The following is a 14,840-nucleotide window of genomic DNA, read 5'->3' on the forward strand; positions in this document are numbered from 1 at the left end:
AGGGGGAACCGGCATGACCGGGGCGGCCGTTCCGATCCTGATGTACCACTCGGTCGCCCACTGTCCGAGCGACGCGACCCACGCGCTGTCCGTCGCGCCCGAGGCGTTCGCCGAACAGATGGCGCTGCTCGGCGAGAGCGGGCACACCGCGCTCACCACCGCCGAACTCGCCCGGATCTGGCGGGACGGCGGCCCGCTGCCGCCCCGCCCGGTCCTCATCACCTTCGACGACGGGTACGAGGGCGTGCACCGGCACGCCCTGCCCGTCCTCGTCCGGCACGGCCTGACGTCCACGGTGTTCGTCGCGACCGGCTGGCTGCGCGGCGCCCACGACACGGGCGGCGGCCTCGACACCATGCTCGACTGGGACCAGGTACGCGAACTCGCCGCCGCCGGCACCGAGATCGGCGGCCACAGCCATACGCACCCCCAGCTCGACCAGCTCGGCGACACCGCGCTGCCGGCCGAACTGGACCGCTGCCGGGAGATCGTCACCGCCGAACTCGGCACCCGCCCGGCCTCGTTCGCCTATCCGTACGGCTACTCCAGCCGCCGGGTGCGCCGACTGGTGAGGGACGCCGGATTCGCGCAGGCACTCGCCGTCGGCAACGGTCTGGCCCGGCGCGAGCAGGGCCCGTACGCGCTGCGCCGGGTCACCGTGCGGCGGTCCACCGGGGCCGCCGAGTTCGCACGGCTTGTCGAGGGCCGGGCGCTCGCCCGTACGTTTGCCAGGGACCGCGCCCTCACCCGGGGGTACGCCGTGGTCCGCAGAGCCCGCCAGGTCCGCCGGAAGGCCATTCGTACCCGTGTCTGACACGAAGACCGCCCAGGCGGCGTCCACCGCGAGCGCGCCCTTGCGCAAGGGCGCCCCGGGCGGCGGCAACCAGCTCTTCCGCAACGCCTACGCGCTGATGCTCAACACCGGTATCAGCGCCGTCCTGGGACTCGGGTTCTGGCTGGCCGCCGCGCGCTACTACAGCGAGGAGTCGGTCGGCCAGGGCTCCGCCGCCATCGCCGCGATGAAGCTGCTCGCCGGGATCACCGCGGTGACCCTCACCGGTGCGCTCGCCCGCTTCATCCCGATCGCCGGCCGCGCCACCGGACGGTTCATCTTCCGTACGTACGCGGGCAGTTCGCTGGTCGTCGCGGTCGCGGCGGCGGTGTTCCTGCTGACGCTCGACATGTGGGGTCCGTCGTATCGCTTCCTGCACGGGCCGCTGAACGGGATCGGGTTCATCGCGGCCGTCGTCGCCTGGTCGCTGCTCACCCTCCAGGACGGGGTGCTGACCGGGCTGCGCAGCGCGCTGTGGGTGCCGGTCGGCAACACCGTGTTCTCGGCGGTGAAGCTGGCGCTGCTCGTCGCGTTCGCCGTCGCCGTCCCGACGACCGGCGTCTTCGTCTCCTGGGTCGTGGCCATCGCGACCTCGGTGATCCCGCTCGGCTGGCTGGTGTTCCGGCGCCTGGTGCCCCGGCATGTCAAGGCGACGTCCGAGCAGGCCCGGCCGCCGACGCTGCGCGAGACGCTCCGCTTCCTCGCCGGGGACTACACCGGGTCGCTGTTCTCCCTCGCCGTCGTCTACCTCGTCCCGGTCCTGGTCGCCTCGCAGGTCAGCTCCGCCGACAACGCGTACTTCTACATCACCACCACGATCGGCGGCACGATCAATCTGCTCGCCATCAACATGGGCGCCTCACTGACCGTCGAGGGCTCCCACGACCCGGCGCGCCTGGCCGCCAACACGCGGGCCGCACTGCGCCGGATGGCGCGGATCATGCTGCCGGTGTGCGGGGCGCTGTTCATCGGGGCGCCGTACATCCTGGGCGTGTTCGGCGACGCGTACGCCGACGCGGCGACCCCGCTGCTGCGGTGGTTCGCGGTGGGCGCGGTGCTACGGGTCGTGATGGAGACGTACTTCGCGGTGCTGCGGGCGCAGAGCCGGACGGCGGGACTCGCCTGGCTCCAGGGCCTGTTGTGCGCGCTGGTGCTCGGTCTGACACTGCTGCTGCTGCCCCGGATGGGGCTGACCGGCGCCGGGGTCGCGGAGATCTCCAGCCTCGCGGTGATCGTGGCACTCGCGGCGCCCAGGCTGTACCGGATCGTACGGACGGCGCCGCCCGCGCCCGCGCGGGAGTCGGTGGCCGCCCCGGACGGCGACCTCGCGGATCTCGCGACGGAGGGGGTACGGGCCCGGCGCCGGAACCCGGCGTGGGCGCTGCGGGACTCGCTCGACTCGGACACGCTGCAGTTGTCGGTGGGCATCGACATCGACCATCAGGAACGCCGACCGGATGTCCGCCTGGGACCGGACGCACTGCCGGTGCCGGTGCGCGATCCCGAGCCCCAGCCCGAGCCCGATACGGAACCCGCACCGCTGGCCCCCCGCACCCCACGTCTCCGCGCCCTCGTGTCCGGCGTCCCCGGTGTCCCCCTCCTCTTCGGCGGGCTGCTCCTCCTCGCGCTCGGGCTGTACTGGGTGCCCGCGCTGCGGCTCGGTGAGGGGGATCTGGACCGGATGGGCGGGCTCGGCCTGGTCTCCGTGCTGCCGCTGCCCACGCTCGCCGGTGCCGCGCTGCTCGTGGTCGTGTTCGGGTCGCTGCTGTGGCTGAACCGGCAGCACAGGGCGCTGCTGCTGATCACCCTTCTCGCGACCGTGGTGTCCCTGCACGCGCTGCCCGCCGTCCTGGAGACAGAGCCCCGGTTCGCCACCGCGTACCAGCACCTCGGGTTCATCGACTACATCGACCGGACCGGCTCCGCGGTACCCGATCTGGACGCGCGCTGGAGCTGGCCCGGCTTCTTCGCGGCGGCGGCGTTCGTCGCGAAGACGTGCGGGGTCGGCGATCTGACCGAGGTCATCCGCTGGTGGCCGCTGACCGTGCAACTCCTGTATCTGGGACCGCTGTTCCTCCTGGTACGGGCTCTGCGGGCGAGCTGGCGGGCCACCTGGACCGGTCTGTGGATCTTCGTGCTCAGCTCCTGGGTCGGCCAGGACTACTTCTCGCCGCAGGGCTTCACCTATCTGCTGTATCTCGCCTTCGTGGCGATCCTGTTGGTGTGGTTCAGGGCGCCGCGGGTCCTGGCGACCCGGCGCAGGCCGGGTGAGCTGGAGGTCGAGCCGGCCACGCGCGGCCAGCGGGCGACGCTGCTGCTCGTCCTGGTCGCCCTGTTCGCGGCGACCGTCCCGGCGCATCAGCTGACACCGTTCGTGATGCTTGGTGTGCTGGCCTCGCTCGTCCTGGTCGGCCGCTCCGAACTGCGCGGTCTGCCCGTCCTGTTCGCGGTGATGGTCGCCGCGTGGATCGGCTTCCTCGCCGAGCCGTACTGGTCGGGGCACTTCCAGGAACTGTTCGGCGGGGTCGGCGGGGTCGGCGGCAATGTGTCGTCGTCGGTGTCCGGCCGTATCGAGGGCGGCAGTTCGACGCACAAACTCGTGCTCTACGCGCGCGTGGCGCTCGCCGGCACCGTGATGGCCCTGGCCTGCCTGGGCTGGTGGCGCCGCCGCCGCGCCCAGTACGGCGAACGTTCCCTGCTGGTCATCACCTTCGTACCGTTCCTCGGCTTCGGCATGCAGTCGTACGGCGGGGAGATGGCCCTGCGTGTCTTCATGTTCGCGCTGCCGGGCGCCGCGCTCCTCGCCGGTCTGGCGCTGTTCCCGCGCGCGGGTGTCACCGCCGGCGAACGCGCGCGGAACCGGATCAGCCCGGCACCGCTCGCCGCGCTGCTCACGGGCCTGCTCCTGATGGGCGGTTTCCTGGTGGCGCGCTGGGGCAATGAGCCGTTCGAACGGATCAGACCGGGCGAGGTCGCGGCCATGGAGTACGTGTACGCGCACGACCGGCCGACAGTACGGGTGCTGTGGATGAGCGACGACACCCTCGACAATGTCACCCCGGCGATGCCGTGGGGCACCCGCGACATGGAACGCGTCGAGTATGTGCCGACACTCGCGCCCACCGACCCGGTCCTGGTGTCGAGCCTGGTGAAGGCGCTGAGGGACGCGGGCCCGAACTCGTATCTGATGATCAACGAGAGCCAGGCCGTGTATCTCCAGCTCGACGCCGGGTACGCCCCGACCTGGAAGTCCCGGCTGCTGCGCGGCCTCGACGACCGCCCCGAGCTGACGAAGGTCCTCACCAACGCGGATGTGACGATGTACGCGCTGCGCGAGCGACCGGCCGGCCCGGTCCCGGAGCCCGACCCCGGGCCGATCGGTCCGCAGGTGACCTGGACGCCCTGGTCGGTCGTCGGCGGCCTCGCCGCCGTCACCCTGATGGTGCTGCTCGGTACCCGCGAGTTCCTCCGCGTGGCGCTCCGCCCCGGGGTGCGCCGGCTCCGGTGGCTCCAGAGCATGTTCTGGTTCAGTCTCCCGCTGCTCGCCCTGCTCCTCGCGTCACTGGTGCAACGGTTCCTGACGATGGCGTGATCCGACACCGGGACCCGGGGGTCAGCGGCTCAGCCACTTCACCTCGTAGCCCTGGAGATCGAAGCGCCGCCCGTCGACCTTCGCGCTGATCGGGCGGTCGCGAATGTTGACGACGAGGACGGCCTTGTCGTCGGCGACGACCCGCACGTTCGGTACGTCGTCGTCGGCGACGGGCACCGTCTCGTACCGGGTGCCCGGGGGGAACTCCTTGGCGAAGCGGGAGATCAGGCCGAGCATCGGCAGGGCCGTGCCGCCGTCGGCGAGTTCCGTGGACCGCCACAGACAGCCGGCGCACGCGGCGCCGCGGTTCTGCGGGTTCCAGTAGAAGCCGCTGGTGGCGCCGCCTTTGGCCATCGCGATCAGCCCTGCGGCCTGGACGGCGACGCGGTGCGGTTCGGACCAGTCGTCGCGGTTGTCGTCGGCGTCGCCCGGTTCGACGTAGTACTCGGCCCACCACAGCGGCAGTTCACCGATCTGCTCGCGCACCCAGCGGCCGACGTCGGTGAACTTGTCGGTGGCGGTGAACTCGTCGGGGAGGAGGTCGTCGTCCACGGTGTAGCTGGAGCCGTCCACGACGACGAAGTCCGCGCCGGTCTTGTGTTTGTTCCAGTAGGTGAAGGCGTCGATGACCCGTTGGTCCATGACGCCCCAGGGGCCCTTCACGGTGGTCGACGCGTTGTCCTGTCGACGCGGGTCGAAGCTGTCCATCACCAGATAGGGGCCGCCCACCATGATGTCCTTGTCGACTTTCTTGAGCGCCTTGTGGACCAGGTTGTAGAGGCGGGTGTACCCCTCCTGGTCCCAGCGGCCCTCGGCGTCGTTCCAGAAACCCTTGAACTCGTTCCAGACGATGAAGTGCCGTACGTCCGGATAGCGGCGGGCGACGGTCGCGGCGAGATCGGCGAAGTCCTGGAAGTGTTCGGGGTAGGGCGCGGTCTCCAGGGACGACTGGCTCCAGTCGGTGTTGTCGGCGCCCGGCTTGCCGCCCTTCATCCAGTCGGGGGCGCAGCACAGGGTGATCACCGGGGTGCCGCCACTGGCGCGGACGAAGTCCATCCGGCGGTCGAGGGCGTCGAAGTCGTAGCGCCCCTGGACCGGTTCGGGGTTGTCCGCGCCCCAGCCCATGATGTGCTGGTTCTGCGCGAGCGGTCGGGCGGCGAGCAGTTTCTCGGCGCGCCGCGTGGCCGCGTCCAAGCCGTCGTCGGCGCTGTACTGGGTGTGTGTGAAGCCCCAGCCGACGTCCGGTGCGGTCTTTCCCTTGGGGACGGCCGGGGTGCCGTGCACCTTGGCGCCGTCGGGTGTGGTGCCGCGGGTGCTGCCGCGGTTCCCCGATTGTGTGCTGATCGTCACGACGAGTGCCAGCACCGCGATGCCGACGCCGAGCAGCGCGGCGAGCCGCCACCGCAGTGCCCCCGAATTCCACCCATGACGTGCCATCAAGGGCAAGCGTATCGGCGGTCCCGACCGGTGGGGCGGGTTCCGACGGGACGCTTCGGTTCCGGGACGCACCGGACGCACTACGGAAACCTGGATGCACGGGGCCCCGGTGTGCCGGATCATGGCGGCATGTCTGCGAACCCACACGACGCGCTGCCGATCCGGCTCAACGTCGACGACAGCGACTCGCCCTCGGATGTCGTCGACGCGCTGTTCCTCGGCCGCTTCGCGACGGGCGAGCAGCCGTTCTCGCACAGTTCGAACATCGACCGGGTGCGTTCCGGTGCCACGTTGCTGCCGCCCGGGGCGTCCGTGCTGCGGTCCGCGCGGGACGACGACCGCAGCGCGACCCTTGCCGAGGGCGACGGCTGGACACTGCTGGTCTCGCGCTGGAACCGGGGCGCCGACGTCACCGTGACCGCGACGTCTGCGGACCTCGCGGAGAAGGTACTGAAGCAGGCCACGGACGGCGCCCAGGACGAACCGGAACCCCAGCCGGACAACGTGACGATGGGATTCTGGTACGTGTCGCCGCGGCGCGGCCCGTACCGGACGACCCGGCAGATCTCGGCGGGTACGTGGGAGGAGGTGCGGGAGAACTACACCGCGCCGGTCGCCGACGCCATGGACGGGCTGATGAAGACGGTGCCCGAGGACATCGCGGGCCGGCTGCTGCTGCTGCACGGACCGCCGGGTACGGGCAAGACATCGGCGCTGCGGACGCTGGCTCGGTCGTGGCGTGACTGGTGCCAGGTGGACTGCGTCCTGGACCCGGAGCGGTTGTTCTCCGACGTCGGCTATCTGATGGACATCGCGATCGGCGAGGACGACGGCACGGCGAAGGGCCGCTGGCGCCTGCTCCTGCTGGAGGACTGCGACGAACTGATCCGGGGCGAGGCCAAACACACGGCGGGCCAGGCGCTCTCCCGCCTCCTCAACCTGACGGACGGCCTACTGGGCCAGGGCCGCAACGTCCTGGTCGGCGTGACGACCAACGAGGACCTGGAACGCCTGCACCCCGCCGTGGTCCGCCCCGGCCGCTGCCTGGCCCGCATCGAGGTCGGCCCCCTCACCCGCTCCGAGGCGGTGACATGGCTCGGCACGGAACGGGGCGTGGGCCGCGAGGGCGCCACCTTGGCAGAGCTGTACGCCTTGCGCCGAGGCACCACCCCGACCTCGGTCCCGGACCCCAGAGGCGACACGGACGCGGGCTTGTACCTATAGGGAGCGAGCCCTCCAGGTACAGCCGCTGCCGTTCCGACGCAGCCGGTTGCCGTCTCGGCGCAGCCGATTGCCCCTCGCCGGCAAAGCCGCAAGCCCGCCCGGCGCAGCCGAGCTCGGCCCGCCTGGCGCAGCCGGGTTTCTTCTCCGCCGCAGCGACGCTCAACCACAACGACGTGAACCGGCGGTGCCAAACCCACCCGCTGGGCGCTGGCCCGGCGCAGCCGAAATCTCTTCTCCGCCGCAACGACGCTCAGCCACAACGAAGCAAACCGGCGGTGCCGAGCCACCCGCCCGGAGCACAGCCCGGCGCAGCCGAAATCTCTTCTCCGCCGCAGCGACGCTCAGCCACAGCGAAGTGGCCCGGCGGCGCCAAACCCACCCGGCCGCGAACAACAAAGCTCTCAATCCGCATAAGCCGCCCGCAGGGCATCCCGAACAGCCGCCAACGCGGCAACCTCAGCGAGCCCCAGCCGCCGCACAGTGTCCGCGTAAGCCTGGGCCGCCGCCGCGGCCCCCCGGGCCGCGGCATCCCTCGCGGGAGCAACAACCGTTCCGTTGCGCCCCCGCGTCTCGATCACCCCGTCCGCCTCCAGCGCCCGATACGCCTTGGCGACGGTGTTGGCGGCGAGCCCGAGGGTCTCGGCGAGCCCTCGGACGGTCGGCAGTTTGTAGCCCACGGGCAGCGCCCCGGAACGGGCCTGCGCGGAGATCTGGGCGCGGAGCTGCTCGTAGGGCGCGGCACCGGCGCCGTGATCGATGTCGATCTGCAAGGTCACGCGCCGATTGTCGCGCACCACCGGAAAATAGGAGGCACTCCTGCCCGGGTCAGCCGTAGCGTGCGGCCCCATGACTGTGATCGTTCGTGATATCCGGCCCGAGAACTCCGCGGACGCGGAGGGCTTCGCCCGGGTCCGCCGGGCCGCCGTACCGTTCATGCTGGCCACCGCCGAGTCGGTGCGCTTCGACGTGGCCCACGCCCACCCCGACGCCCACTACCGGCCGCTGGTCGCCGAGCAGGACGGCGAGATCATCGGCACCGCCCAGATGGGCATCGCGTACGACAGCCCCGAGCCGGGCCAGGGCTTCGCGAACGTCTATGTGCACCCCGAGCGGCGTGGCCGGGGCGCGGGTTCGCTGATCGTGCGGACCGCCGAGGAGCGCCTCGCGGAGCTGGGCGCTCACACGGTGTATTCCTGGGCGTTCGACGAGCCGGCGAACCGTGCGTTCGCGGAGAAGCGCGGGTACCGCCCGAGCCGCTCGGCCCATTTCCTCCGGCTCGACCTGGCGCCCGGCACGCTGCCCTCGCCGTTGCCGACCCCGGCGGACGTGGAGCTGCGGACGGCGGCCGACTTCGCGGACGACCCGCGCCCCCTGTTCGAGCTGGACGCGGAGACGTCATCGGACGAACCGGGCGACATCGACGCGGAGTTGACGGACTACGAGCACTGGCTGAACGAGACCTGGAAGCATCCCCTGCTGAACCGCGAGCTGACCACGGTCGCGGTGGTCGACGGCCGACCGGTGGCGTTCACGGCGGCCCGTACGGACGGCGGCACCCGGTATGCGACGGGGATGACCGGCACGGCGCGGGCGTACCGGGGCCGTGGTCTGGCGAAGCTCGTCAAGAACGACTCGCTGCACCGCGCCCGCGCGGCCGGTTTCACGGAGGCGTTCACCGGTAACGACGCGGAGAACGCCCCGATGCTGGCGGTCAACACATGGTTCGGGTACGAGATCGGCGCGACCGAGGTACGTCATGTCCGCACCCTCGGCTGAACCGCCCGCGACCGGCGCCGACCTGGTGCGGGTGGTCCTGGTCAAGGCGGGCCGTACGAAGATCCGTTACCCGGCCAGGCTCCTCGCGGACGACGGTGAGCGCGTGAGCGTCCGCGCGCCCTGGGCGGCCGACGGCGTACGGGACTTCGGCTTCGTCCGCTTCGAGCCGGGCGACGTGTTCACGGAGCACTACTGGCGCAGCCGCTGGTACGCCGTCAAGGAGGTCCGGGCGCCGGACGGCACGCTGAAGGGCTGGTACTGCGATGTGACCCGCCCCGCCGTACGGTCCGGCGGCGACCTGGTCGTGGAGGATCTGGACCTGGACCTGTGGGTCTCGGCGGACGGAACACACGTACTGCGCCTGGACGAGGAGGAGTTCGAGGCAAGCGACCTGGCCACAACCGACCCGGAAGCCGCCACCCGAGCGACCCGAGCCCTGAACGAACTGGAACACCTCGCCCGCACGACCGGCCTCACCGAACTGACGGCCCCGGCATCCTGACCGAAAGTCCGGACCGCCCCCCAGAGCAGGTCAGCGCGCCACGACCTCCACCTCGTACCCCTGCCGGTCGGTCAGATAGGCGGCGTAGTGCGCGTCCCCGCCCGCGTACGGATGGCGCTCCGGGAAGAGCAGGGTCCAACCGTGCTCCGGGGCCTCGCGCACCAGCGCGTCCACGGCGGCTCTGCTGCCGGCGTGCAGGGCGAAGTGGTTGAGCCCGGGGCTCAGCCGGTCGTGTGTGGCGCCGGTGAGCGCGGGCGACTGCTCGATCACGACATAACTCGGGCCCCGCCGCCAACTGCGCCCGTGCTCCCAGCTCTGGTACGGAACATGGCCGAGCCGGGTCAGCAGCCAGTGCCAGGACGCCTCGGCGGACGCCAGGTCGGGCACCCACAGCTCGACGTGGTGGACACCTCCCGGGGGCGGGGTCTCCGGAAGTGCCACGGCGCGGTCGGTGGTCGTGTCGTAGGTGATCGGGTCCTCGTCCGTGTGCCAGTGGAGTACGAAACGGTCGCCCTTGCGGTAGGACTCCAGGCCCGCTCGGCAGTACGCGACCATGTCATCCGGGAGGGTGTCCAGCGCGGACCATGTCAGTTCGGCGCACTTGTCCGGCTCCGCGTTGTACGGCTCGCCGCCCGCTCCGTACGTCGCCTCGAAGAACCAGCCCACGCGCGGGCGCCCGCCGGGGCCCCGGTGCTGCATGACGAGTACGACCCGCAGATCGTCGGGGGTCAGGGCGAGGCCGATCTCCTCGCGGGCCTCGCGGATCATTGCCGCGCGGACGTCCTCGCCGTCCTCGACATGGCCGGACGGCGCGTGCAACAGGCCGTCGGCATAGCCCGTGCCCGCGCGCCGGGCGAGCAGGATCTCGTCGCCCCGGCGCAGCAGCAGATGGACGTCGACGACCTCGGTGTGCCGGGGCGACGCGGCGGCGAGGGTGCCCACCAGCGCGTACCGCTCGTCGGTGACCTCCTTGCCCCACAGGCGCGCGTCCCCCGTCAGGTCCTCGGTGTGCACTCGGGTGACCAGTGGTCCGAGCGCCGCGGTCAGTCGCCGGGCGGGCAGTCCGACCGGGCTGAGGTCGCCCCACACACCCTCGACCAGGACGAGCCGGCCGCCGGGGCGCAGCAGGGAGCACCAGTGCCGCAGGGTGGCCTCCGGGTCGGGCAGGGTCCACAGCACATGGCGGGCGAGGACGACATCGAACCGGCGCTCCCCCACCGGGGGCGCCGCCGCGTCACCGGTCAGGATCTCCGCACCGGACCCGGGCGCCCCGGCGGCGAGCTTGGCGCGGGCCCGCTCCACCATGCGCGGCGCGAGGTCGACCCCGGTGACGCGGTGACCCTGCTCGGCGGCGAGAAGGCTGAGGCTGCCGGTACCGCAGCCCAGGTCCAGGACATCGGACGGCCCGCCGGGCAGCCAGCCGCGCAGCCGGTCGGCCCAGGCGGCTCGCACGGTGGCGTCCCGCAGGCCGTGGTCCGGCTCGTCGTCGAAGGCGTCGGCCGCCGCGTCCCAGTCGGCGCGCTCCCAGCCGGCACCGAACGGACCGTGTCGATTCGCTCGCGTGGTGTCGTCGTCAAGGCTCTCGGGAAGGAAAGTCATGACCCCGATCGTGACACCCGCCACTGACAACGACCTCGTGATGAGTAACCCTCCCTCAACGGGTCCACCTCCGTGGGAGGACCGACCCCGGTCAGCACAAGGAGGCCGTATGCGCCGTACGACTGTGCAGAAGACGCCGATCAGGCCCGCCGTCCGCCGTGAGCGGGCGAAGCGGGAAGAAAACGACGACCGTGCCAGGGCACGTCCGGAAGTCCGCGAGGACATCCGGCGGACCTGGTGGCCCGAAAGCTGACCAAAAGCGGACCCGGAAACTGCCCCGGAAGCTGACCCACCTGCCCTACGACAGCCTCTTGCGGTAGTGGAGGCGGTCGTAGGGACCTTCCATGCGGCGCTCCACCAGCTCGTAGCCGTAGCGCGGATAGATCTTCTGGTTCTCCCACATCTTCGCGTTGGTGAGCAGCCGCACCTCGGGCAGTCCGAGTTCCCGCGCGCGGGCGTCCACGAAGTGCAGCAGCCGTCGGCCCACGCCCCGGCCGTGCCCGTCCGGGTGGACGGCGATGCTGTCGAGGTAGAGGTGGTCCTCGTACGGGACGAGGACCACCAGACCGATCACCGGTTCCCCGGTCACATACACATGCCCCAGGGCGACATTCGCCGCGTGGTCGGCCTCCATCGGGGCCGGCACCAGACCGATCCGCTCGATGTAGGGCGTGAAGGCGGCGTCGGTCACCGCCTTCACGGCGGGCACATCGGCGGCGGTGGCGATACGGATGTCCCCGCGCGCGGAGCGGTCGTCTGCGGTCATGACCTCACGGTACGGAACCTCCTCAGCGCCTTCTTCAGCAGCGGCCACGCCACGATCAGCACGATCACCCCGTACACGGTCACCGAGAAGGGCGTGTTGACGAGGCCCGTCACGCTGCCGTCGCTGATCTGGAGGGCGCGCCGCAGTTGTTGTTCGGCGCTCGGGCCGAGGATGACCCCGATCACGGCGGGCAGCACGGGCAGCCCGTACCGGCGCATACCGAAGCCGATCAGGCCGATGACCAGCAGGATCACCAGGTCGAACGTCTCACCGCCGACCGCGTAGGCGCCGACCGCGGCGAAGAACAGGATGCCCGCGTAGAGATACGGCCTCGGGATCCGCAGGAGCTTCGCCCACAGCGGGGCCAGCGGCAGGTTCAGGGCGAGCAGCAGCACCATGCCGACGAACAGCGAGGCGATCAGGCCCCACACCAGCTCGGGTTCCCGTTCGAAGAGGAGCGGTCCCGGCTGGATGCCGTACTGCTGGAAGGCGGCGAGCATCACCGCGGCGACGGCGGTCGTGGGCAGACCGAGGGTGAGCATCGAGACGAGCGTGCCGGCGGCGGAGGCGGAGGCCGCCGACTCGGGGCCCGCGACACCCTCGATGGCGCCCTTGCCCCACTGGTCCTTGTGCTTCGAGAGGCGCTTCTCGGTGACGTAGGACAGGAAGGTCGGGATCTCGGCGCCACCCGCGGGGATCGCGCCGAACGGGAAGCCGATGAACGGGCCACGCAGCCAGGACTTCCAGGTGCGCTTCACATCGTCGCGGCCGAGCCACGGCACGCCGACGGGGATGGCCTCGCCGGTGGTGCGCCGCAGATGCGCCGCGACCCACAGGGCCTCGCCGATCGCGAAGAGCCCGACGGCGACGATCACCACGTCGATGCCGTCGGCGAGTTGGAGGGAGCCGAAGGTGAGGCGCTGCTGGCCGGTCATCTGGTCGAGGCCGACGAGCCCGATGGTGAGTCCGATGAGCAGCGACGCGACGCCGCGGATCCGGGATGAGCCGAGGACGGAGGTGACCGCGATGAAGGCGAGCACCATGATGGCGAGATAGTCGGGCGCGCCGATGTCGACGGCGAGGTCGGCGACCGTGGGGGCGAGCGCGACGAGCAGGATCGTGCCGATCATGCCCCCCGCGAAGTGGCCGATGGCGGCTGCCGCGAGCGCCTGCGCGCCGCGCCCCGCCTTGGCCATGGGGTTGCCCTCCATGGCGGCGACGACGGCGGCGCTCTCGCCGGGGGTGTTGAGCAGGATCGAGGTGGTGGATCCACCGAACATCGCGCCGTAGTAGATCCCGGCGAACATGATGAACGCGCCCGTGGGGTCGAGCCCGTAGGTCACCGGCAGCAGCAGTGCGACGGCCATGGCGGGGCCGATGCCCGGCAGCACCCCGATGGCGGTACCGAGCAGCACGCCCAGGGCGGCCCAGAGCAGGTTGACCGGGGTGAGCGCGGTACCGAACCCGTCGATGAGGGAGGAGAAGGAGTTCATTTACAGCACTCCCATCAGCGGGCCGCCCGGCAGGGGTACGCCGAGCAGTCGGTCGAAGACGACGAAGGTGACGAGCGCGAGGACGGCGGCGATCAGGGGGTCGCGGTCGAGTCGGCGGCTGCCGAGTGCGAAGGCCGCGCCCCAGAAGAGGAGGGCGCCCGCTATGGGGAAGCCGAGCGGGTCGATGAGGACGGCGGTCGCGAGGAAGACACCGGTGAGCAGCAGGACGGTACGCCAGTCGGCGGGTTCGGCGAGGTCGATGTCCTCGCCGCCCTCGGCCTCGCCGTGTCCGCCGCGCAGCACATCGACGGCGAGCAGCACGGCGACGACCAGCAGGGCGCCGCCGACGAAGAGCGGGACGGTGCGGGGGCCGACGGGTCCGCGCTGGGTGAGGTCGACGTCCATGGTGAGCGCGTCGGTGAGGACGAGCACGCCGAGCGCGAGGAGCAGGGCGCAGACACCGAGTTCGGAGTGCTCGCGCAGCCAGACGACGCGCGATTTTCCCTCGGCGGGTGCGGAGGGGCCGGCGGATTCGGAGACTCCGGCGGATCCGGCGGGCTCGGGGGATGCGGCCGGTTCGGCGGATCCGGCAGGCTCGGGGGGTTCGGCGGATGCGGCCGGTTCGGGGGCGGTCAAAGTCCCAGCTCCTTCAGTACGGAGACGACGCGCTTGTCCTGGGCTTCGAGGAAGGACCCGAAGGCGTCGCCGGTGAGGAAGGCGTCGTGCCAGCCGTTCTTCTCCAGGGACTTCCGCCACTCGTCGGAGTCGTGCAACTCCTCGACAAGGCGGGTGAGTTTGGCGCGCTCGGCGTCGGAGAGTCCCGGCGGGGCGACGATGCCGCGCCAGTTGGTGAAGTCCACGTCGTAGCCGGACTCCTTGAGCGTGGGCCCGTCGAGTCCTGCGACGCGTTCGGGCCCGGTCACGGCGAGCAGCCGCAGTTCGCCCGACTTGATCTGGTCGAGGTACTCGCCGACGCCGGAGACCCCGAAGGCGATCTTGTTGCCGAGGATCGAGGCGAGCAGTTCACCGCCGCCGTCGAACGGCACGTAGTTGACGTCCTTCGGGGCGATCCCGGCGGCGCGCGCCATCAGCATCGGCGCGAGATGGTCGGGGCCGCCGGGCGAGGAGCCGCCGCCGACGGGCAGCTTGCCCGGGTTCGCCTTCCAGGCGTCGACGAGTTGCCGGATGTCCTTGTACGGGGAGTCCTTGCTGACCACGACCACATCGGGTTCCTCGGTGAGGCGGGCGATGGGGGTGGTGTCGGCGAGGGTCTTGGGCGCGTGGTTGGAGCGGACGGCGCCGACCACACCGAGGCCCATGGACATCGCGAGTTTGCCGTTGCCGTGTTCGCCGACGAGCCGGGTCAGGCCGACGGTGCCGCCGGCTCCGGGCAGGTTGAACACCTCGATGTTGTGGGTGAGTCCGGCGTCCTCGGCGTTCTTGGCGGCGGTGCGGGCCGTGATGTCGTATCCGCCGCCCGGGGAGTTGGGGACCATGATGCGCAGCCCGGGGATCTGCGTGCCCGTCTCGGCGCCGCTGCCCGTGGTGAGCAGCGGCGGTCCCGCGAGGACGAGTACGGCGGCCCCGAGCAGGGCGAGGGGAGTGCGCAGGCGCACGTG

At 71.3% G+C, this 14,840-nt stretch carries 13 protein-coding genes; 6 read left to right on the plus strand and 7 right to left on the minus strand.

Features of this window, described 5'->3' with window-relative positions; genetic code table 11:
• The first annotated feature begins 13 nt into the window (after nt 1–13).
• On the plus strand, nt 14–814 hold the full coding sequence (locus ACFVT5_RS36625) for a polysaccharide deacetylase family protein (protein ID WP_389897278.1): 801 nt from the start codon (nt 14–16) through the stop codon (nt 812–814).
• Nucleotides 807–4,424, plus strand: a complete 3,618-nt coding sequence (locus ACFVT5_RS36630) for a lipopolysaccharide biosynthesis protein (protein WP_389897280.1) — start codon at nt 807–809, stop codon at nt 4,422–4,424. Before ACFVT5_RS36625 ends, ACFVT5_RS36630 begins: the two co-directional genes overlap by 8 nt.
• A gap of 21 nt (nt 4,425–4,445) precedes the next feature.
• Here the strand turns inward: ACFVT5_RS36630 and ACFVT5_RS36635 are convergent, their stop codons facing one another.
• Nucleotides 4,446–5,861, minus strand: coding sequence for a xylan 1,4-beta-xylosidase (locus tag ACFVT5_RS36635; protein WP_389897282.1), 1,416 nt, complete (start codon nt 5,859–5,861; stop codon nt 4,446–4,448).
• Nucleotides 5,862–5,990: 129 nt separating this feature from the next.
• On the opposite strand from ACFVT5_RS36635, the gene ACFVT5_RS36640 reads away from it, so the two are divergent.
• Nucleotides 5,991–7,085, plus strand: a complete 1,095-nt coding sequence (locus ACFVT5_RS36640; RefSeq protein WP_389897285.1) for a DUF5925 domain-containing protein — start codon at nt 5,991–5,993, stop codon at nt 7,083–7,085.
• Between the two features lie 401 nt (nt 7,086–7,486).
• On the opposite strand, the gene ACFVT5_RS36645 is transcribed toward ACFVT5_RS36640, so the two are convergent.
• Nucleotides 7,487–7,861: a GntR family transcriptional regulator gene (locus tag ACFVT5_RS36645; RefSeq protein WP_389897287.1), complete on the minus strand. Its 375-nt coding sequence runs from the start codon at nt 7,859–7,861 to the stop codon at nt 7,487–7,489.
• Between the two features lie 70 nt (nt 7,862–7,931).
• Here ACFVT5_RS36645 and ACFVT5_RS36650 point away from each other — a divergent pair, with 70 nt between their 5' ends.
• Nucleotides 7,932–8,861: a GNAT family N-acetyltransferase gene (locus tag ACFVT5_RS36650; RefSeq protein ID WP_389897289.1), complete on the plus strand. Its 930-nt coding sequence runs from the start codon at nt 7,932–7,934 to the stop codon at nt 8,859–8,861.
• Nucleotides 8,842–9,363, plus strand: coding sequence for a DUF402 domain-containing protein (locus ACFVT5_RS36655; protein WP_389897291.1), 522 nt, complete (start codon nt 8,842–8,844; stop codon nt 9,361–9,363). The genes ACFVT5_RS36650 and ACFVT5_RS36655 overlap by 20 nt, the downstream gene beginning before the upstream one ends.
• 30 nt (nt 9,364–9,393) lie before the next feature.
• On the opposite strand, the gene ACFVT5_RS36660 is transcribed toward ACFVT5_RS36655, so the two are convergent.
• A complete protein-coding gene (locus tag ACFVT5_RS36660; RefSeq protein WP_389897294.1) occupies nt 9,394–10,962 on the minus strand; it encodes a trifunctional class I SAM-dependent methyltransferase/NUDIX hydrolase/VOC family protein in 1,569 nt (522 codons plus the stop codon).
• A 109-nt stretch (nt 10,963–11,071) separates the two neighbouring features.
• Here ACFVT5_RS36660 and ACFVT5_RS36665 point away from each other — a divergent pair, with 109 nt between their 5' ends.
• Nucleotides 11,072–11,215: a hypothetical protein gene (locus tag ACFVT5_RS36665; protein WP_389897296.1), complete on the plus strand. Its 144-nt coding sequence runs from the start codon at nt 11,072–11,074 to the stop codon at nt 11,213–11,215.
• 45 nt (nt 11,216–11,260) lie between these two features.
• On the opposite strand, the gene ACFVT5_RS36670 is transcribed toward ACFVT5_RS36665, so the two are convergent.
• From ACFVT5_RS36670 to ACFVT5_RS36685, 4 genes are all read right to left on the minus strand, one after another.
• On the minus strand, nt 11,261–11,728 hold the full coding sequence (locus ACFVT5_RS36670) for a GNAT family N-acetyltransferase (RefSeq protein ID WP_389897299.1): 468 nt from the start codon (nt 11,726–11,728) through the stop codon (nt 11,261–11,263).
• Nucleotides 11,725–13,221 (minus strand): tripartite tricarboxylate transporter permease, encoded by a 1,497-nt coding sequence (locus ACFVT5_RS36675; RefSeq protein WP_389897301.1) that lies wholly within the window; start codon nt 13,219–13,221, stop codon nt 11,725–11,727. Before ACFVT5_RS36675 ends, ACFVT5_RS36670 begins: the two co-directional genes overlap by 4 nt.
• Nucleotides 13,222–13,704 (minus strand): tripartite tricarboxylate transporter TctB family protein, encoded by a 483-nt coding sequence (locus ACFVT5_RS36680; RefSeq protein ID WP_389897451.1) that lies wholly within the window; start codon nt 13,702–13,704, stop codon nt 13,222–13,224.
• A 149-nt stretch (nt 13,705–13,853) separates the two neighbouring features.
• Nucleotides 13,854–14,837, minus strand: coding sequence for a Bug family tripartite tricarboxylate transporter substrate binding protein (locus ACFVT5_RS36685; RefSeq protein WP_389897303.1), 984 nt, complete (start codon nt 14,835–14,837; stop codon nt 13,854–13,856).
• Nucleotides 14,838–14,840 lie beyond the last annotated feature (3 nt).

The organism is Streptomyces sp. NPDC058001 (assembly GCF_042886315.1).
In the GTDB taxonomy this organism is placed as follows: domain Bacteria; phylum Actinomycetota; class Actinomycetes; order Streptomycetales; family Streptomycetaceae; genus Streptomyces.